Origin of the sequence: Phaeobacter piscinae, assembly GCF_002407245.1 — a bacterium.
In the GTDB taxonomy this organism is placed as follows: Bacteria; Pseudomonadota; Alphaproteobacteria; order Rhodobacterales; family Rhodobacteraceae; genus Phaeobacter; species Phaeobacter piscinae.
Genome location: NZ_CP010681.1, coordinates 3,265,681 through 3,283,452 on the forward strand (window position 1 = coordinate 3,265,681; position 17,772 = coordinate 3,283,452).

General features: G+C 59.5%; 15 protein-coding genes. 10 read left to right on the top strand and 5 right to left on the bottom strand.

All coding sequences use genetic code 11. From position 1 onward, the window contains the following. The first annotated feature begins 43 nt into the window (after positions 1-43). The 4 genes from phaeop14_RS15505 to phaeop14_RS15520 all read left to right on the top strand — a co-directional run bounded on the left by phaeop14_RS15505 (position 44) and on the right by phaeop14_RS15520 (position 6,586). Positions 44-1,372, top strand: coding sequence for an amidase (locus tag phaeop14_RS15505; RefSeq protein ID WP_096790038.1), 1,329 nt, complete (start codon positions 44-46; stop codon positions 1,370-1,372). A 108-nt stretch (positions 1,373-1,480) separates the two neighbouring features. Further along, the gene (locus tag phaeop14_RS15510) at positions 1,481-2,659 is read left to right on the top strand and encodes an aminotransferase class I/II-fold pyridoxal phosphate-dependent enzyme (RefSeq protein ID WP_096790039.1); all 1,179 of its coding nucleotides are present in this window, start codon (positions 1,481-1,483) and stop codon (positions 2,657-2,659) included. A gap of 113 nt (positions 2,660-2,772) precedes the next feature. Beyond that, positions 2,773-5,934 carry a DNA translocase FtsK 4TM domain-containing protein gene (locus phaeop14_RS15515; RefSeq protein ID WP_096790040.1) on the top strand — a complete coding sequence of 1,054 codons (3,162 nt, stop codon included), beginning with the start codon at positions 2,773-2,775 and terminating at the stop codon, positions 5,932-5,934. A 64-nt stretch (positions 5,935-5,998) separates the two neighbouring features. Continuing rightward, positions 5,999-6,586: a LolA family protein gene (locus phaeop14_RS15520; protein ID WP_040170103.1), complete on the top strand. Its 588-nt coding sequence runs from the start codon at positions 5,999-6,001 to the stop codon at positions 6,584-6,586. A 69-nt stretch (positions 6,587-6,655) separates the two neighbouring features. Here phaeop14_RS15520 and phaeop14_RS15525 read toward each other — a convergent pair whose 3' ends face one another. From phaeop14_RS15525 to phaeop14_RS15535, 3 genes are all read right to left on the bottom strand, one after another. Continuing rightward, positions 6,656-7,243 (bottom strand): transglycosylase SLT domain-containing protein, encoded by a 588-nt coding sequence (locus tag phaeop14_RS15525; RefSeq protein ID WP_040170101.1) that lies wholly within the window; start codon positions 7,241-7,243, stop codon positions 6,656-6,658. Between the two features lie 125 nt (positions 7,244-7,368). Further along, positions 7,369-8,157 (bottom strand): exodeoxyribonuclease III, encoded by a 789-nt coding sequence (locus phaeop14_RS15530; protein WP_040170100.1) that lies wholly within the window; start codon positions 8,155-8,157, stop codon positions 7,369-7,371. A 280-nt stretch (positions 8,158-8,437) separates the two neighbouring features. Further along, the gene (locus phaeop14_RS15535; RefSeq protein WP_014876226.1) at positions 8,438-9,124 is read right to left on the bottom strand and encodes a response regulator transcription factor; all 687 of its coding nucleotides are present in this window, start codon (positions 9,122-9,124) and stop codon (positions 8,438-8,440) included. A 195-nt stretch (positions 9,125-9,319) separates the two neighbouring features. Here phaeop14_RS15535 and ribA point away from each other — a divergent pair, with 195 nt between their 5' ends. After that, positions 9,320-10,408 carry a GTP cyclohydrolase II gene (ribA, locus tag phaeop14_RS15540; RefSeq protein ID WP_096790333.1) on the top strand — a complete coding sequence of 363 codons (1,089 nt, stop codon included), beginning with the start codon at positions 9,320-9,322 and terminating at the stop codon, positions 10,406-10,408. Positions 10,409-10,443: 35 nt separating this feature from the next. Beyond that, the gene (locus tag phaeop14_RS15545; RefSeq protein WP_040170271.1) at positions 10,444-10,935 is read left to right on the top strand and encodes a L,D-transpeptidase family protein; all 492 of its coding nucleotides are present in this window, start codon (positions 10,444-10,446) and stop codon (positions 10,933-10,935) included. A gap of 28 nt (positions 10,936-10,963) precedes the next feature. Here the strand turns inward: phaeop14_RS15545 and phaeop14_RS15550 are convergent, their stop codons facing one another. Both phaeop14_RS15550 and phaeop14_RS15555 read right to left on the bottom strand, forming a co-directional pair. Beyond that, positions 10,964-11,620: a YggS family pyridoxal phosphate-dependent enzyme gene (locus tag phaeop14_RS15550; RefSeq protein WP_040170095.1), complete on the bottom strand. Its 657-nt coding sequence runs from the start codon at positions 11,618-11,620 to the stop codon at positions 10,964-10,966. Between the two features lie 112 nt (positions 11,621-11,732). After that, entirely contained in the window at positions 11,733-12,674 is a 942-nt protein-coding gene (locus phaeop14_RS15555; RefSeq protein ID WP_040170093.1) for a porin, read from the bottom strand. Between the two features lie 280 nt (positions 12,675-12,954). Between phaeop14_RS15555 and phaeop14_RS15560 the strand changes: the two genes are divergently transcribed. From phaeop14_RS15560 to holA, 4 genes are all read left to right on the top strand, one after another. Continuing rightward, positions 12,955-13,443 (top strand): DUF3576 domain-containing protein, encoded by a 489-nt coding sequence (locus phaeop14_RS15560; RefSeq protein WP_040170090.1) that lies wholly within the window; start codon positions 12,955-12,957, stop codon positions 13,441-13,443. A 105-nt stretch (positions 13,444-13,548) separates the two neighbouring features. After that, the gene (leuS, locus tag phaeop14_RS15565; RefSeq protein WP_096790041.1) at positions 13,549-16,122 is read left to right on the top strand and encodes a leucine--tRNA ligase; all 2,574 of its coding nucleotides are present in this window, start codon (positions 13,549-13,551) and stop codon (positions 16,120-16,122) included. Then, positions 16,109-16,651 carry an LPS assembly lipoprotein LptE gene (locus tag phaeop14_RS15570; RefSeq protein WP_040170085.1) on the top strand — a complete coding sequence of 181 codons (543 nt, stop codon included), beginning with the start codon at positions 16,109-16,111 and terminating at the stop codon, positions 16,649-16,651. Before leuS ends, phaeop14_RS15570 begins: the two co-directional genes overlap by 14 nt. Continuing rightward, positions 16,648-17,676: a DNA polymerase III subunit delta gene (gene holA / locus phaeop14_RS15575; RefSeq protein WP_096790042.1), complete on the top strand. Its 1,029-nt coding sequence runs from the start codon at positions 16,648-16,650 to the stop codon at positions 17,674-17,676. Before phaeop14_RS15570 ends, holA begins: the two co-directional genes overlap by 4 nt. Positions 17,677-17,772 lie beyond the last annotated feature (96 nt).

Genomic DNA, 17,772 nt, shown 5'->3' on the forward strand with positions numbered 1-17,772 from the left:
GCCGCTACCGTCGCCCCATCCCGTGCAACTTGGAGAGGCGCATATGCAAGAGTGGCTGACGCAGACTGCGGCGAATTTGGGCCGTGGCATCGAGGCGGGCGATATCTGTCCGGTTGCCCTTACCAAAACCTATCTCGATGCGATCGACGCACATCCGCATCGTGACCGGATTTACACCGTCGTGACCCATGACCGCGCCCTCGCCGAAGCAGAAGCCGCCAAAGCGCGCGCAGCAAATGAACAGAGATTGTCGCTATTGGACGGTGTTCCGATCAGCTGGAAAGATCTGTTTGACAGCGCCAGCATAGTGACCGAATCCGGGTCTGATCTGCTGGCCAACCGCATACCTGATCGCGATGCGCTGGTGCTGCGGTCAGCGACCGCAATGGGCGCTGTATGCCTTGGCAAGACGCATATGAGCGAGCTGGCGTTCTCCGGGCTTGGCCTCAACCCGGTGAAGGCGACACCGCCTTGCATTCATGACAGCGCAGCCGCGCCCGGCGGGTCATCTTCCGGTGCGGCGACCTCTGTCGCCTTTGGGCTTGCGGCCTGTGGAATCGGCTCTGACACTGGGGGTTCGGTGCGTATTCCGGCGGCATGGAACGATCTTGTGGGGCTAAAGACCACCTCTGGCCGGATCAGCCTGGAAGGGGTCGTCCCGCTCTGCCTCAGGTTTGATACGGTTGGCCCGCTGACCCGATCGGTTGAGGATGCTGCGCTCTATCTCGGCATGTTGGAGGGCAACCATGGCCCCGACCTGAGAGGGGCAACGTTGGCGGGGAAACGATTTGCCGATCTGTGGACTGTCGCGCAGCAGGACCTCGCGCCTGAGATCGCAAGCGCCTACAGCACGGCCCTGGATCAGTTGCGCGCCGCCGGGGCGGAGATCATGCCGCTAGAGGTGCCCGTGCTGGAAGAAGCCATGGCCCTAAGCGCAGTCCTGTTCACATCCGAAGCCTACGGTCTGTGGAAGGATGTGATTGAAGCAGCCCCAGATCTGATGTTCCCGGAGATCCTCGAACGCTTCCGCTCCGGTGCGGGCTTCAGCGGTCCGGATTATGTCGCAGCTTGGGCCAAGCTGGAACAATTCAGAATGGACTGGGATCTGGCCACCGCAGGCTTTGACGGGATCCTCTGCCCGACCTCCCCCATTCTGCCGCCGAATGTCGCACGGCTCCAAAGCGATCATGACTACTACATCCATTCGAACCTGATGGCGCTGCGCAATACCCGGATTGGGAACCTGATGGGTCTCTGCGCCCTGACGCTGCCGACAGGGGTGCCATCCTGTGGGTTGCAGATCCTCGGCCAGCCCGACTGCGAAGAGGCGCTTTTGCGCATTGGCGCTGCGGTGGAGCGAGCGTTGGCGTGAAAGCCACATTTCGCCAAGCCCGGTTTTGCGTGGCTGGACGCAGCGGGATCGGCTCTGTAGTTTGATCACAAACGGGGCACTAACGATCCCGGACCTGAGGCCAGATATATGAATTTTCCGGAGCGGTTTTCAAACCTGCCGCCATATGCGTTTCCGCGCCTGCGGGCGTTGCTTGACCACCACACGCCGGGCGGCGACGTGGTGCATATGACCATTGGCGAACCCAAACATGATTTCCCTGCCTGGGTTACCAATGTCATCGTCGAAAATGCCGCTGGCTTTCAAAGCTATCCCCCGAATGAGGGCAGCGCCGAGCTGCGCGGTGCCATCAGCGACTGGATCAAGCGCCGCTATGATGTGAGCGTTGATCCAATGACCCAGGTGATGGCGCTGAACGGCACCCGTGAGGGTCTCTACAACGCCGCAATGGCATTGTGCCCGGAGCAGAAAAACGGCGCAAAACCCGTGGTTTTGATCCCTAACCCGTTTTATCAAGTCTACATGGTTGCGGCGATCTCCGTCGCGGCTGAGCCTGTTTTTGTACCTGCCACGGCAGATACCGGCCATCTGCCCGACTATGCCAGCCTATCGCCGGACGTGTTGAACCGCACCGCCGTAGCCTACATCTGCTCCCCCGCGAACCCGCAGGGCGCTGTTGCCAGCCGGGCATATTGGACCCAGTTGATCCAGTTGGCGGAACAGTATGATTTTCGCATCTTTGCCGATGAATGCTATTCTGAGATCTACCGCGATACAGCACCTGTCGGCGCATTGAGCGTGGCGCAGGAGCTGGGGGCAGATCCCGAACGCGTCGTTCTGTTCAACTCGCTCTCCAAACGCTCCAACCTTGCTGGTCTGCGTTCAGGTCTGATTGCAGGCGGCCCGGATACGATGAAGCGGGTGCATCAGCTGCGTGCCTATTCCGGCGCCCCTCTGCCCGCGCCATTACAGGCGGCCGCGGCCCGCGTCTGGGCCGATGAGGCGCATGTTGCCGAGAATCGCGCACTCTATCAGGAGAAATACCGGATCGCGGATCGGGTCTTTGACGGGCTCGATGGCTATATGGCGCCAGAGGCGGGATTTTTCCTCTGGCTACCGGTCGAAGACGGCGAGACAGCCGCACTTAAACTATGGCAAGACACTGGTGTGCGGGTCCTGCCCGGCGCCTATCTGGCCCAAGGTGACGGCACCGCAAATCCCGGCAGAGGCTATATTCGTGTGGCGTTGGTTGCGCCCGCGAAACAGACAGAGGCCGCCCTGCACACGTTGCGCAGCTGCCTGTACTGACGATCCATTGCATGCGCCCCGTTCAGAGGGGGCGCCAAAATAAGAAAAGTCATGGGGACAAAACCCGCGCCAAAAGCGGGACACCCCGACGGACAAGATGAAACGAGGTAGGCATGGCATTTCAGACGCGCAGCCGTGATCCATTGCTGGACAGTACGATGCAGGCGGCCATTGAGAAACGCGGCAAGGAGCTGATCGGCGTCTTGCTGATCGGGCTGGGCCTGATGGTTGCCCTGATGATCGGCAGCTATTCCGCAGATGATCCCAACTGGATGGTGTCAACAGATGCCCCGGTCCAGAATATGCTGGGCCGCACCGGTGCCTCTGTCGCCTTCATTCTGATCACCCTCTTTGGCAAGGCCAGTTGGGCAATTGCCCTATTCCTGACCGTTTGGGGCGGACGCTGCGTGCTGCACCGGGGGGAGGATCGTTTTCTGTGGCCACTGCTGCTGTCGTTGCCCTGGCTCCTGCTGGTCTCTCTGCATCTGGAAACACTGGTCCCCTCGGAGGCTTGGAAATCAGCCCATACTTTTGGCCTTGGTGGTATGATCGGGTACACCTTCCTTGGCATGTTGCTGGCACTGCTGCCGGTCGGGTTGATCTTTCTCGTCAAATTCCTGTCGCTGCTGACGGCACTTGGCATGGTCAGCCTCGGTGCGACCGTGCTCGGCTTCACCCGACCCGAGGTGACGCGCGGCCTGCGGTTTGTGCTTGTTGGCCTCATCCTGATCTATGGTGCGATTGCGGGTCTGCTTGGCCGGGGGGCCGCCAGTGGCATGCAGGCGGCGCTCAGCTATCGCAGCCGTCGCGCCGAACGCACAGCCGCCGCTGTCGCCATGGCCGATGTTGTCGACAGCGCTGAAACCGACCCGCAGATGTTTGAGCCGATGGACTTCGACGATGCCCCGATGGCCGCACCGCCGCTGGGTGCCCCGTCACTTGGGCCAGCTGCTGCGCCCCTTGCTCGGGTAGAACCAACCTTTGAGGCCGCGCAGGAAGACGCCCCCGAGCCGGTTAAGGAAAAGACCGGACTATTTGCCCGCGTGCCAAACCTTATCCGTCGGGCAGATCCCGTCATGCCAGAACCGGAGCTGGTTGAACCGACCCTAAGCGATCTGGATGCCGCCGCAGATCTGGACGGATTGCCCGGCGATGAACGGATCGCAGAGAAAATCGCCAGCGCGGTGCGTGTACGCCGAGCTGCTGATGTCGCCCCCGAAGTGGATTTCCCGCTGACCAAGGGCCGCGGACGCCGACCAGAACCGCTGATTTTCAATCCCAACCAGGCAAGCGACGGCCTACCGCCGGAGCCACCGTTGACCGGCGCATCCTTGGACGCCATGGGCGCGGCACTGGGGGCGACCACGCCTTTGCCTCCCGCGCCTGAAACCAGCTTTTCCACCGCCATCGATCCGCATCAGGATTACGATGACGGCGCCTATGATCATCCTGCTGTCGCATCATCTGAGTTGCAGCATGACGCCTCTCCGGAGTTCGTTGATCATGTCGCATCGGAAGATCTGCCACATGCGCCCGCCGTCACCTCAGGTGCTGCGCAGGTTCTGCGCCGCACGCCTCAGTCAGCGCAAGCTGCCACGGACACTGCGGCAGCCGCGGCAGCTGTATCGCCTCCCGTAGCGCTCCCCGTGGCAGAGCCCCGGCGGGCTGTTGTGGAACAGCCGGTGCGCAAACCACCACAGCCGTCGACGCGCGCCAAGGCGGAAGCACAACCACCCTTGGCGTTTGAGGACACCAGCAGTGACTTTGAACTGCCGCCGCTCTCTCTCCTGACCAGTCCGGCGCAAATCGAACGTCATCATCTGAGCGATGAGGCACTGGAAGAAAACGCCCGGATGCTGGAATCGGTGCTGGATGACTATGGCGTCAAAGGAGACATCGTTTCAGTGCGCCCCGGCCCCGTTGTGACCATGTATGAACTGGAACCGGCACCCGGCCTGAAGGCAAGCCGTGTTATCGGCCTCGCGGATGATATCGCCCGCTCGATGTCGGCGCTCTCTGCGCGTGTGTCTACCGTGCCCGGCCGCACAGTGATCGGTATCGAACTGCCGAACGACAAACGCGAAAAGGTTGTTCTGCGTGAAATCCTCGCCTCGCGCGATTTCGGTGACGGCACCCATGCGCTACCGCTTGCGCTTGGCAAGGATATTGGCGGCGACAGCATGGTCGCCAACCTCGCCAAAATGCCCCACCTGCTGATCGCAGGGACCACCGGCTCGGGTAAATCCGTGGCGATCAACACCATGATCCTGTCGCTGCTATACAAGCTGACGCCAGAGGAATGCCGCCTGATCATGATCGATCCCAAGATGCTGGAACTTTCCGTCTATGATGGTATCCCGCACCTGCTGTCGCCGGTGGTGACCGATCCGAAAAAAGCTGTCGTTGCCTTGAAATGGGTCGTCGGCGAAATGGAAGATCGCTATCGCAAGATGTCGAAAATGGGCGTCCGCAATATCGCAGGCTTCAACGGCCGGGTAAAAGAGGCGCTCGACAAAGGCGAAATGTTCAGCCGCACGGTGCAGACCGGTTTTGACGATGACACCGGCGAGCCGGTGTTCGAGACCGAAGAATTCGCCCCCGAAGCCCTGCCCTATATCGTCGTCATTGTCGACGAGATGGCCGACCTGATGATGGTTGCTGGCAAGGAAATCGAAGCCTGCATCCAGCGCCTGGCCCAGATGGCACGGGCATCGGGCATTCACCTGATCATGGCCACGCAACGGCCGTCGGTCGATGTGATCACCGGCACGATCAAGGCCAACTTCCCGACCCGGATTTCCTTCCAGGTGACCTCAAAAGTGGACAGCCGGACCATCCTTGGTGAGATGGGCGCCGAACAGCTTCTTGGGATGGGCGACATGCTCTATATGGCCGGCGGAGCCAAGATCACCCGTTGCCACGGTCCCTTTGTCTCAGATGAAGAGGTGGAAGAGGTCGTCAATCACCTCAAGCAATTTGGCCCGCCTGAATATATAGGCAACGTGCTGGACGGTCCGGACGACGAGAAGGCGGACAACATCGACGCCGTTCTTGGGCTCTCGACCGGAGGCAACACCGATACCGAGGATGCCCTCTATGACACCGCGGTCCAGATTGTGATCAAGGATCGCAAATGCTCCACCTCCTATATCCAGCGCAAACTCGCCATCGGCTACAACAAGGCCGCACGTCTTGTTGAACAGATGGAGGAAGAGGGCCTCGTTTCCCCAGCAAACCACGTCGGGAAAAGGGAAATTCTGGTTCCTGAACAATAAATTCGGGGCGGGGCCAATTGGTCCCGCCTCTTCACATTTGTCGCAGCGTCCTTATTTAGAAGCCATGAAACAAATCGCCTACGCCATAGCGCTGACGCTCTGTTCCCCGGCTGCATGGGCAGCCGAGAAGCTGAGCCTGAATGAAGTTTCGCAATACCTGAACGGGATTTCCACCGCCACGGCGCCCTTCAGCCAGATCAACGATGATGGTAGCCTGTCGACCGGGAAGCTGTATATGCACCGCCCTGGCCGAATGCGGTTCGAATATGACCCACCGAACAAGGGCGTTGTGGTCGCAGGTGCGGGCGCTGTGCTGATCCAGGACCCGAAGTCAAATCAGCCACCGGAAACCTATCCGCTGAAGCGCACCCCGCTCTCTCTTATTCTTGCCCGGAACGTGAACCTCGGGCGTGCCAATATGGTCGTCGGCCATAGCTTTGACGGCACCTCGACCATCATCCGGGCGCAGGATCCCAAGAACCCTGAATACGGCAGCATCGAAATGATGTTTACCGGTGACCCGGTCGAACTGCGTAAATGGGTGATCCACGATGGCTCTGGTGGGCAGACCACAGTGATCCTGGGCGGGTTAAAGACTGGCGTGAAGCTGCCATCAAAGCTCTTCAACACCAGCTCGGCCCCCACACGCTGATAAGCCACAGACAGAAAAAGCCCCCGCCCAATAATCTGAGCGGGGGCTTTCATTTCAGGGATATGCCGATCAGCGTGCGCGTCGGCAGGTGGCGAGTTGCGTTTGATACATCTCAGCCCGGGCCTGGACCTTTCCAGCGACGCGCAACAGCCAGGGTTTGGACCGGTAGGTGCCCCGCGCATAGCCAGTGTGGCCATCGTGGTAAGCCAGATACTGGTTACGTGCATCATAGAGCGACACGCCGTTCCGCTCCCGCGTCTGGTTCATGTACCAGCCCATAAAGTCGGTGGCGTCCTTGATGCGATTGCGTTTCGCACCACGCCGTCCAGCTGATCTGCGATAGTCGTCCCAAGTGCCGTCCAACGCCTGACTATAGCCATACGCGCTGGATTGCCGCCCCATTGGGATCACCCCAAGCGCAAACCGATGCGGTGTGCGCGCGTCGGAACGGAACCGGCTCTCCTGGTGAATAACGGCCATCTGCACATGCATCGGCACGCCCCAACGTTTTTCTGTGGCGCGGAACGCCTTCAGATACTCAGGCCGCTGCTTGATGATACTGCACGCGTTGTCGAGATTGCGCGGTGGTGAGCCACCGCCACCGCCGCAGGATGCCACGATCAACAATAGGATCATGGCGCCTATGATTCTGCTCATTGCCTCTGCCTCTTGTAAATCACTGGGCGTATTTTGGCGGCAGTGTAGCCAATCAGGCGCGGCGTGAAAATCACTATTCCGTGGTGCCGCCGATGAAGGCGGTCGGCGATACCGTCAGGAACATCTCAAAGGTCAAATGTTGCAAACACAGGCGCATGGTCGCTGGGCTTCTCCCAACCACGGGCAGCACGCATCACCCGGCTGGAATGGGCTGCGTTCTTGATATCCGGGGTCGCCCAGACATGATCCAGTCGGCGTCCCTTATCCGCCGCATCCCAGTCCTTCGCGCGGTAGCTCCACCAGCTGTAGAGCTGCCCGTCAGGAATATCGTTGCGCGTGACATCGGACCAGCCACCTGCGTCCATGACATCTGCGAAATGCTCGACCTCAATCGGGGTGTGGCTCACCACCTTCAACAGCTTCTTGTGGTCCCAGACATCATCCTCGCGCGGCGCAATATTAAGGTCACCAACCAGAATGGATTTCTCGGGCCGTTCGGCGTTGAACCAGTCGCGCATATCAGTGAGGTAATCGAGTTTCTGACCGAATTTCTCATTCACCGCACGGTCCGGGACGTCGCCACCGGCAGGCACGTAGAAATTGTGGATCGTGACCCCGTTTTCCAACCGCCCTGCAATGTGGCGTGCATGACCTAAGCCTGCAAAATCTTTGTCGCCAACATCCTCGATCGGCTGTCGGGACAGGATCGCCACACCATTGTAACCCTTCTGCCCACGCGCAACCATGTGGCCGTAGCCAAGCTCGGCAAACTGCTCCATCGGGATCTTGTCCACCGGGCTTTTGCATTCCTGCAAACACAGCACATCCGGACCTTCCTCTGCCAACAGCTTGCAGACAATCGGCTCCCGCAGGCGAACCGAATTGATGTTCCAGGTGGCTAGGGTAAACGACATTGCGCGCCTCTTTCTGTCAGATCTGTGCTGTGGGCGGGATACTGCCCGCTCCGACGCGGTGATACCAGTGGCCAAATGATTGTAAGAGGCCGCCCAATCGGCGCGCACGCCCTGCCAGCGCCAAACAGATAAAAAAAGGCCGGGCACAATGGCCCGGCAGTCCAACAGGGAGGAACATGTCATTACCCGGACATGCACGGGAACTCTCATCAGCGCCTAAGGCGCCTGTCTCAATCATCAGCATAGTCACGCGACTTGGCGATTCTATGGCGCTGACATATCAGATTGCCAGTTTGTAGCCACCCGACTCAGTAACTAGTATACGTGCATTCGACGGATCTGGTTCAATTTTCTGGCGAAGACGATAAATATGGGTCTCAAGCGTGTGGGTCGTCACCCCTGCATTATAGCCCCAGACCTCGTGCAGCAGCACATCGCGCTGCACCACTCCCTCGTTAGAGCGGTAGAGGAATTTCAGGATATTGGTTTCCTTTTCCGTCAGACGGATCTTGCGCTCATCCTCGGTCAAAAGCAGCTTCATCGCAGGTTTGAACGTATAGGGGCCAAGCGCGAATACGGCATCTTCGGACTGCTCATGCTGCCGCAACTGGGCACGGATCCGCGCGAGCAGCACCGGAAATTTGAACGGTTTGGTGACATAGTCATTCGCGCCCGCATCCAAACCAAGAATGGTGTCTGCATCGCTGTCGTGGCCTGTCAGCATCAGGATCGGGGCCTTCACGCCCTGCTTGCGCATCAGACGGCAGAGCTCCCGCCCATCCGTATCCGGCAAACCCACGTCCAAAATGATCAGATCATAAAGCGCTTCCTTTGCACGCTCCATGGCATTCTGACCGTTTTCAGCCTCAAAGACATCGAAGTCCTCGGTCATGACCAACTGTTCGCTCAAGGCTTCGCGCAGATCCTCATCATCATCGACGAGCAGTATTTTCTTCAGTTGGGCCATCACCTTGTCCTCCTGTGCTACTCCCAACACATGCGCAGTCCATTCCCCGATCACAAGTTATGCTGCAAAGCTTTCACGCCGACGTGTCCATCAGACGGGAATTGTTTCACTTTCGCATCGTTTGTGACTACTTAAAGGCGGGCCAGCGCAATGATGCAGCGCCCCAAGACCTCAACGACCTCACAGGATTCCCGCATGAGTCTGATGCCCACGATGATCGACCTTCTGGCCCGCGCGCGGGTAGATTTGCGGATGGGGCTGCCGGTGGTTCTGACAACCCCGGAGCAGGCTATTCTGGCCCTCGCGGTGGAGCCTTTGGACACGAAACGTCTTGCCAGCTTGCGGGCGCTCGGTCCTATTGCGCTGACGGTGACAGCCCGGCGCGCTGAAACACTGAAGGCTCGGGTCTATGATGGGGATATCGCCCGTATTGCCGTTCCTGCCTCTGCAGATCTTACATGGATTCAAGCAGTTGCCGATCCGGCTGACGACCTGCGTACACCGATGAAGGGGCCACTGCGAAGCGTCAGAGACGGCGACGCAGAACTCCACCGTCTGGCCATTGCTTTGACGAAATCAGCCCGACTCTTACCTACGGCAGTAATCTGCCCAGTGCAGCATCCGGCACAGTTCGCCCAAAGTCACGGATTAACAACACTGCCACTTGCCGCTGTTGCACCGCTGATGGTCGAAAGCTCGCCCCTCCACCCGGTGGCCGCCGCCCGCCTGCCGATTGCCGCTGCTGAGGCTGGCCGACTGCATATCTTCCGCCCCGAGGATGGCGCCGAGGAACATTACGCCATCGAGATCGGCAAACCTGACCGCAGCCAGCCAGTTCTGGCCCGGCTGCACTCGGCTTGTTTTACCGGCGATGTTCTAGGGTCGCTGAAATGCGACTGCGGTCCGCAGCTTCATGGGGCACTGGCGCAAATGGGTGCCGAGGGCCAGGGTGTTCTGCTCTACCTCAACCAAGAAGGGCGCGGGATAGGTCTGGCCAACAAGATGCGCGCCTATTCCTTGCAGGATCAGGGGTTTGACACTGTTGAGGCCAACCACAGACTGGGGTTCGAGGACGATGAGCGGGATTTCCGCCTGGGTTCTGCTATCCTCAAGGAGCTGGGGTTTTCATCGGTGCGACTGCTGACCAATAATCCGAACAAAATTTCCATGATGGAGAAAACCGGCATCACCGTTGCGGAACGGGTTCCGCTTAAGGTTGGTGAAACCGCATTCAACCGCGGGTATCTCGCAACCAAAGCCGCCAAGTCAGGTCACATGCTGTGAGATCCTCAATGGCGCGCGCTTCGGGGCCGATGGACATGGTGCTTACACGGCAGGGGCTGCGCTTTGCCGGGCGCCGCCTGCCCTGCACGATTGGGCGCGGCGGGCTGACCCGCAACAAAGCAGAAGGTGACGGGGCGACCCCAATCGGCAGCCATGAGATCGTCGGAATGCTCTACCGACCTGACCGCATGACCCCGCCGACAGACTGGGCGGAACCGATTGGGCCCGGTGATCTGTGGTCCGACGCTCCCGGTGCGGTTGACTACAACCACCACATCCGCGCGCCATACGCCGACAGCCACGAAGCTCTGAGGCGGGCCGACCCGCTGTATGATCTGATCTTAGTGACGGATTGGAACTGGCCAGATGCCGAACCGGGACGCGGATCGGCGATTTTTCTGCACCAATGGCGCCGCCCCGGATATCCGACCGAGGGGTGTATCGCCTTCTCACGAAGAAACCTCCACTGGCTGGCCAGACAGATTGCCCCCGGAACGCGCCTTGTCGTGCCGCCGCTGGCAGATTGACAGGCTTCAGTTTTGGCGTGCCAGCCCCCTAGATTTCGTAGGCACGGGCGCCGAAAATAGCGGATCCAACCCGAACATGAGTCGCGCCCAGGGCTATGGCGGTTTCGAAATCACCGCTCATGCCCATCGACAGACCACTCAGACCGTTTCGGGCCGCGATTTTACCCAATAGGGAAAAATGCAGGCTCGGCTCTTCATCAGCGGGTGGAATGCACATCAGACCTTCCACAATGAGATCCATGTCCTGACACTCGCGGATAAAGGCATCCGCCTCACGCGGTGGGATACCCGCCTTTTGCGGCTCTTCTCCGGTGTTCACCTGTACGAATAACTTGGGGCAGTGACCCAACTCCTGTGCCAGTCGGGCGAGGGTTTTTGCCAATTTCGGCCGATCCACAGTGTGAATATTCTGAAACAATTCCATCGCCTGCCGCGCCTTGTTCGTTTGCAGGGGACCGATAAGATGCAGATCCAGGTCTGAGTAGCGGGTCGAAAAATCCGGCCACTTTCCGGCAGCTTCCTGCACGCGATTCTCGCCAAAACAGCGATGCCCTTCGTTCAGAACGGCCTCAACCCGGTCATCGGGCTGAACTTTTGATACGGCAATCAGCTGCACCGATCCTGTGGAGCGATTGGCTTTTTCTTCGGCGGAACGAATGCGGGTTTGAATGTCCTGAAGCGACATGGGGCAGTCTCACTGTGGTCGTTTGTTGCCGCAGACAAACACGGTTTCTGCCCAAAAGAAAAGGGCGAGCTCGTAAGAGCCCGCCCCAAGAACCGTAGTGGTTCAGGTCAGCTTAGAAGCTGAACTGAGCACCGAAGTCGGCACGCATCTGGCCGTCGGCGTTGCCGGTTTTGCTTTCGCCGATACCGCCACGCAGGGAGACGCCGCCGCCCAGGTCGTGGATCACGCCCAGACCGATGTTGCGGGTGTCGCCGTCGCCGGAACCGTCGCCGTAAGCGAAGGTCAGGGTGGTTGCGGAGCTTACGTCGTAAGCAGCGGAGATACCGTAGAAGGTGTCGGATTCGTTGACTGCTGCAACAGATTCGTCACCAACGATCAGAGTACCGGAGAATGCACCCCAGGAACCGCCGAGGGTCAGGACGGTCATGTCGAAGTCTGCAGCTGCACCGTTGTCGGTTTCACCATATGCCAGAGCGGCAGTGATGTTGCCAAAGGTGTAAGCAGCGTGGATGTCGAAACGGTCGCCGTCTGCACCGTTTGCTGCCTGGTCGTAAGCAGCTGCAACAGCGAAGTCACCAACAGCGTAACGTGCGTATACGCCGTTTACGCCTGCGCCACCGGAAGAGTAACCGATGAAGCCATAGTCAGCACCGGAGTACTGGCCCATGAATGTTTCCAGGCCCGGCTCGTTGCCGTAGTAGTTGGGCAGGTTGTCGATTGCGCCAGCAACGTTGCCAACGTCAACACGCAGACCGCCGTACTCAACGGAGAAACGCGCGCCGTTCAGGCCAGCTGCGTTTGCTTCGCCGGAAGCAGCATCTTCGTCAGCCTGCATACGAACGCGAGCGGAGAATTTCACGCCTGCGTCGGTTTCAGCGGATGCGTCGATGTTCATACGGAAGCGGCTGACGATCACGGTGTCGGAAGTGCCACCAACGGTGCGGTCTTCAACGTAACCAACACCAAAGCGGCCGTAGCCACCGAACGAAACGTCTGCTGCTGCAACACCAGCGGTGGCGACCAGCGCAGTCGAAGCGAAGAGAATCTTTTTCATGTTTTTCCCTCGGGTTTAAATTTCCAAGCTCAAACAGGCGCTGAGTGGCACAAGTCTGAGTACGCCATCCGTTTCGCTTTTTTTGGGGTGGTTGCGCAAGCTTGGGCGCAGGCCGCAATTCCTTTCGGCCCGAAGTTGATGCAACCATGTCACAGTATCTTAACCCCAGCGCCATCAACGGCTTCGCACAGAGAGAGTCTATTAAAGAATAGGCTTGTTGCCGCCCTATCGCTTGGCTAGGACTAGTCCGCAACCGGAATAGCAACGGATCTTGCCCATCATGCGCTGGCTCACGAAACTTGGACTCATCTCGCTTCTGGCAGTCACCGCCAGCTGTGGCGCATTCGGCGGCAAGAACCGCGGCGGCCCGTCGACCTATAATGAGAATGTCATTGGCGGCAACCCACGAGACCCTGAGAACATCGAAGGCACAACAATCTGGGACGCCTTCAAACCGACAAAAGCGGAACAGATCGTTCAGGTGAACCGCTACCTTTGGACGGCAACGCTGGATGTGCTGGACTTCCTGCCGTTGCAAACCGTCGAGCCCTACACCGGGGTCATCGTCACCGGCTACGGCACGCCTCCGGGTGGCGGGCGCGCCTATCGCGCCACAGTTCATATCAAAGACCCGGCACTGGACGCCCGCTCGCTGAATGTCTCGCTGCAGACCCGCAACGGTCCCGTCAGCGCAAGCACCGCACGCGCGATTGAGGATGCGATTCTCTCACGGGCGCGGCAGCTTCGGATCGCTGATCGCAGGCTCTGACGCGACGCATCCCCTCATTCTGCCCTCTGGAACAGGCGGGCAAACATCACTATCACAAGCGCCAGGCCCCAAACCTGGCGTTTTTATCTACGAAGGACTGCTCTGATGCCCCGTTATGTTGCCCCGGAAATCGAAGCGCGCTGGCAAGAAGCCTGGGAGAAAGCCGGGATTTTTCAGGCAACACGCTCCGCCAACAAGCCGAAGTACTATGTGCTGGAGATGTTCCCCTACCCGTCGGGCAAGCTGCATATGGGGCATGTGCGCAACTACACGATGGGCGATGTGATCGCGCGCTATAAACTCTCAACAGGGCATAGCGTTCTGCACCCGATGGGGTTCGATGCCTTTGGTATGCCCGCTGAAAACGCCGCAATGGCGAGCGGCGGCCACCCCAAGGACTGGACCTACGCGAATATCGACACGATGGTCGAGCAGATGAAACCGCTGGGTCTGTCGCTGGACTGGTCGCGGATGTTCGCCACCTGTGACGAATCGTACTACGGCCAGCAACAGGCGCTGTTCCTCGACTTCCTCGAAAAAGGTTTGGTCTACCGCAAGAACGCTGTGGTGAACTGGGATCCGGTCGACATGACCGTGCTGGCAAACGAACAGGTCGAAGGCGGTCGTGGCTGGCGCTCCGGTGCGCTTGTCGAACGGCGCGAGCTGACACAGTGGTTTTTCAAGATCTCCGACTATTCGGATGAGCTGCTGACCGCTCTGGACACGCTGGAGAACTGGCCCGCCAAGGTGCGCCTGATGCAGGAAAATTGGATCGGCAAATCCCGCGGCCTCCAGTTCAGCTTTGCCCGTACCGACGGTGGTGACCCGATTGAGGTTTATACAACCCGTCCCGACACGCTGAACGGTGCGTCCTTTGTCGGCATCTCGCCCGACCACCCGATTGCCAAGGCCTTGGAAGCCGAATCGGAAGAGGTGGCAGCATTTGTTGCCGAGTGCCGGAAAGGCGGCACCACCGAAGAGGCCATCGAGACCGCCGAAAAGCTGGGTTATGACACCGGCATCCGCGTCAAACATCCGCTAAACCCGGACTGGGAGCTGCCGGTCTGGATCGCCAACTTCATCCTGATGGATTACGGCACCGGCGCGATCTTTGCCTGCCCGGCGCATGACCAGCGGGACTATGAGTTTGCGACCAAATACGATCTGCCGATCATCCCAGTGTTTGAGAACCCTGAGGACACCTCCCCTCTGACTGAGGCTTATGTCCCGACCAAGGCGGAGAAAGTCCGCTACATCAAGGGATTCGCGGGCAACGACGAACAAACCGGCGAAGAGGCTGTAAACGCAGCCGTCGACAAGGCGGAAGCAGAAGGCTGGGGCGAAGGCGTGACCAAATTCCGCCTGCGCGACTGGGGTCTGTCCCGACAGCGCTATTGGGGGTGCCCAATCCCCGTGGTGCATTGCCCGGATTGCGGCGTGGTGCCCGAGAAAAAAGAGAACCTTCCCATCGCGCTGCCCTACGACGAGGATGGCAAGGCGATCGACTTCTCCGTTCCCGGCAATCCGTTGGATCGTCATCCCAGCTGGCGCAACTGCGCCTGCCCCGCCTGCGGCAAGCCTGCACAGCGCGAAACCGACACGATGGACACATTCGTCGATTCGTCGTGGTATTTCGCCCGTTTCACCGCGCCTGATGCGGATACGCCGACCCGGATGGAAGACGCCGAATATTGGATGAACGTTGATCAGTATATCGGCGGCGTCGAACATGCGATTCTGCACCTGCTCTATTCGCGCTTCTTCGCCCGCGCGATGCAGATCTGCGGCCACCTTCCGGAGAAGGCGATAGAGCCGTTTGATGCGCTGTTCACCCAAGGTATGGTAACCCACGCGATCTATGAAAACGCAGAGCGCCGCACCGAAAACGATCGCCCGATCTATCACTACCCCGAAGAAATCGAAGAACGGGACGGGGCAACCGTGGTCAAAGAAACAGGTGAAGCGGTCAAAGTCATCCCCTCGGCCAAGATGTCGAAGTCGAAAAACAACGTTGTCGATCCGCTCCACATCATCTCCTCCTACGGCGCGGATACAGCACGCTGGTTCGTGCTCTCCGATTCGCCGCCGGAACGCGATGTGGAATGGACGGCTTCCGGGGCTGAGGCTGCGCATAAGCACCTGAACCGCGTCTGGAACCTCTGTGATCGCATTGGCGAAATGGACCCCGGCGCTAGCGGCAACGGCGACGAGGATCTGCTGCGCGAAATGCACAAGGCGATCCGCGATGTCACCCTCAGCATCGAAACCTTTGGTTTCAATGCCGCAATTGCCAAGCTCTACAGCTTCACCAACACACTGGCCAAATCAAAGGCCGGCACCGCAGCCCAGAAACAGGCAATTATGACGCTGGCGCAGCTGATGTCGCCAATGACACCGCATCTTGCGGAGGATATCTGGAGCCATCAAGGCGGCGAAGGCCTCTGCGCGACGGCCCCCTGGCCGGTGGCAGACGATTCGATGCTGGTCGAAGACAGCGTGACCCTGCCGATCCAAATCAACGGCAAACGCCGCGGCGAAATCACCGTGGCCAAAGATCTGGCCAAGGATGAGGTTGAAAAACTCGCCCTTGCACACGAAGCTGTGCAAAAGGCGCTGAATGGCGGCGCTCCGAAAAAGGTGATCGTTGTGCCGGGTCGGATTGTGAATGTCGTGGCTTAACCTGAAATATCCGGCCGCATTGGCCGCTGCCTTTCTGGTGGCGGCTTGCGGCTTCACCCCCGTCTATGCTCCGGGGGGCACCGGGTCCGCGCTTTATGGCGTGGTGACGGTTCAGGCCCCGGAAACGATCGGGGCAACCGATGATACCGATGCCTATTTTCTGGTTCAGAATCTTGAAACCCGGCTGGGTCGCGGGGGTGGTGCTGACTATGCCCTGGATCTGAAGCTGCGCACCCAAAGCGAAGGGCAGGCCATTACCGCCGACAATGAAATCACGCGCTATTCGATCGTGGGGCAGGCCGCCTATGTGCTGACCCGGCAATCTGATGGTGCCATTGTCGCCAGTGGCGATGTGGAAAATTTCACCGGCTATTCCGCCACAGGCACCACGGTTGAAACGCTCGCCGGGGAACGTGATGCCCATCGACGCCTGATGGTTATCCTTGCAGATCAAATCACAACTGAACTGCTGAGCACTGCGGATCTTGCCACTTCCAGCAGCGAACAGCCTGCGGTTGCCGCCAAATGAAACTGAGCCCGCGCGAGGCGGACGGCTATTTTGCCAAACCGGATCCGGGCAAGACAGGCCTTTTGATCTACGGCCCCGACGCCATGCGCGTCTCGCTGAAACGTCAGCAATTGCTGGCGGCGCTGCTTGGCCCCACCGCCGAAGAAGAGATGCGCCTGACCCGGATGCCCGCAGCGGATCTGCGCAAGGACCCGGCGTTGCTGATGGATGCGATGAAGGCGGTTGGCTTTTTCCCCGGCATCCGTGCCGTGTTTGTCGAAGACGCCAATGATACCGCCGCCCCTGCCGTGATCGCCGCACTTGAGGCCTGGCAGCAAGGTGATGCGCAGATCATCGTGACAGCCGGGCAATTGAAAGCCACCTCGAAGCTGCGCAAGGCGTTTGAGGGGCACCGCAACGCCTATGCGACCGGCATCTATGACGATCCTCCGTCACGCGGTGAAATCGAGCGTATTCTGGGTACGGCCCGTATTCGTGATGTGCCAGGGGACAGCATGTCTGCGCTGGTTGATATCGCCAATGAAATCGGTCCCGGTGATTTTTCCCGCATGGTGGAGAAACTGGCGCTGTATAAATACGAGGACAGCACCCCGCTGACGCTTGACGATATTCAGTCCATCGCCCCGCAATCGACCGAAGCGGCAGTCGACGACATGCTCAATATCGTGGCCGAGGGGCGCGGCGCAGAAATCGGCCCACTGATGGGGCGATTGCAGGCCCAGGGCACCAATGCGGTGACACTCTGTATCGGGGCAACCCGCCATTTTCGGACGCTTTACACCATTGCCTCTGATCCCGGCGGTCCGGCGCAGGGTATTGGGCGACTGCGCCCCCCTGCCTATGGCAAGCGCCGTGACAGGCTGCTGCGGCAGGCTCAAAGCTGGGGTGCGTTCAAGCTTGAAACCGCGCTCACCTTGCTGACGGACACCGATCTTCAGCTGCGCTCGGCAGGGCAAACCGCTCCGGCGCTTGCCCTGATGGAACGGGCGTTGATCCAGCTGGCCCGCCTCAGCCGGGTGGGGTAGCCCACGACCGGCAGATCTGCACCGACGTTGCGTTTCAGTCAGAGCGGCTTGAGTAAGGCTTGACCCCACAGCGGGAACCCGGTTCCGTTCCGGGCA

Coding starts and splice junctions, on each gene's coding strand:
- phaeop14_RS15505 (WP_096790038.1), top strand. CDS start 44: ATGCAAGAGTGGCTGACGCAGACTGCGGCGAATTTGGGCCGTGGCATC.
- leuS (WP_096790041.1), top strand. CDS start 13,549: ATGCCCCGTTATGTTGCCCCGGAAATCGAAGCGCGCTGGCAAGAAGCC.
- ribA (WP_096790333.1), top strand. CDS start 9,320: ATGAGTCTGATGCCCACGATGATCGACCTTCTGGCCCGCGCGCGGGTA.
- phaeop14_RS15535 (WP_014876226.1), bottom strand. CDS start 9,124: ATGGCCCAACTGAAGAAAATACTGCTCGTCGATGATGATGAGGATCTG.
- phaeop14_RS15520 (WP_040170103.1), top strand. CDS start 5,999: ATGAAACAAATCGCCTACGCCATAGCGCTGACGCTCTGTTCCCCGGCT.
- phaeop14_RS15555 (WP_040170093.1), bottom strand. CDS start 12,674: ATGAAAAAGATTCTCTTCGCTTCGACTGCGCTGGTCGCCACCGCTGGT.
- phaeop14_RS15525 (WP_040170101.1), bottom strand. CDS start 7,243: ATGAGCAGAATCATAGGCGCCATGATCCTATTGTTGATCGTGGCATCC.
- phaeop14_RS15530 (WP_040170100.1), bottom strand. CDS start 8,157: ATGTCGTTTACCCTAGCCACCTGGAACATCAATTCGGTTCGCCTGCGG.
- phaeop14_RS15545 (WP_040170271.1), top strand. CDS start 10,444: ATGGTGCTTACACGGCAGGGGCTGCGCTTTGCCGGGCGCCGCCTGCCC.
- phaeop14_RS15515 (WP_096790040.1), top strand. CDS start 2,773: ATGGCATTTCAGACGCGCAGCCGTGATCCATTGCTGGACAGTACGATG.
- phaeop14_RS15570 (WP_040170085.1), top strand. CDS start 16,109: ATGTCGTGGCTTAACCTGAAATATCCGGCCGCATTGGCCGCTGCCTTT.
- holA (WP_096790042.1), top strand. CDS start 16,648: ATGAAACTGAGCCCGCGCGAGGCGGACGGCTATTTTGCCAAACCGGAT.
- phaeop14_RS15550 (WP_040170095.1), bottom strand. CDS start 11,620: ATGTCGCTTCAGGACATTCAAACCCGCATTCGTTCCGCCGAAGAAAAA.
- phaeop14_RS15560 (WP_040170090.1), top strand. CDS start 12,955: ATGCGCTGGCTCACGAAACTTGGACTCATCTCGCTTCTGGCAGTCACC.
- phaeop14_RS15510 (WP_096790039.1), top strand. CDS start 1,481: ATGAATTTTCCGGAGCGGTTTTCAAACCTGCCGCCATATGCGTTTCCG.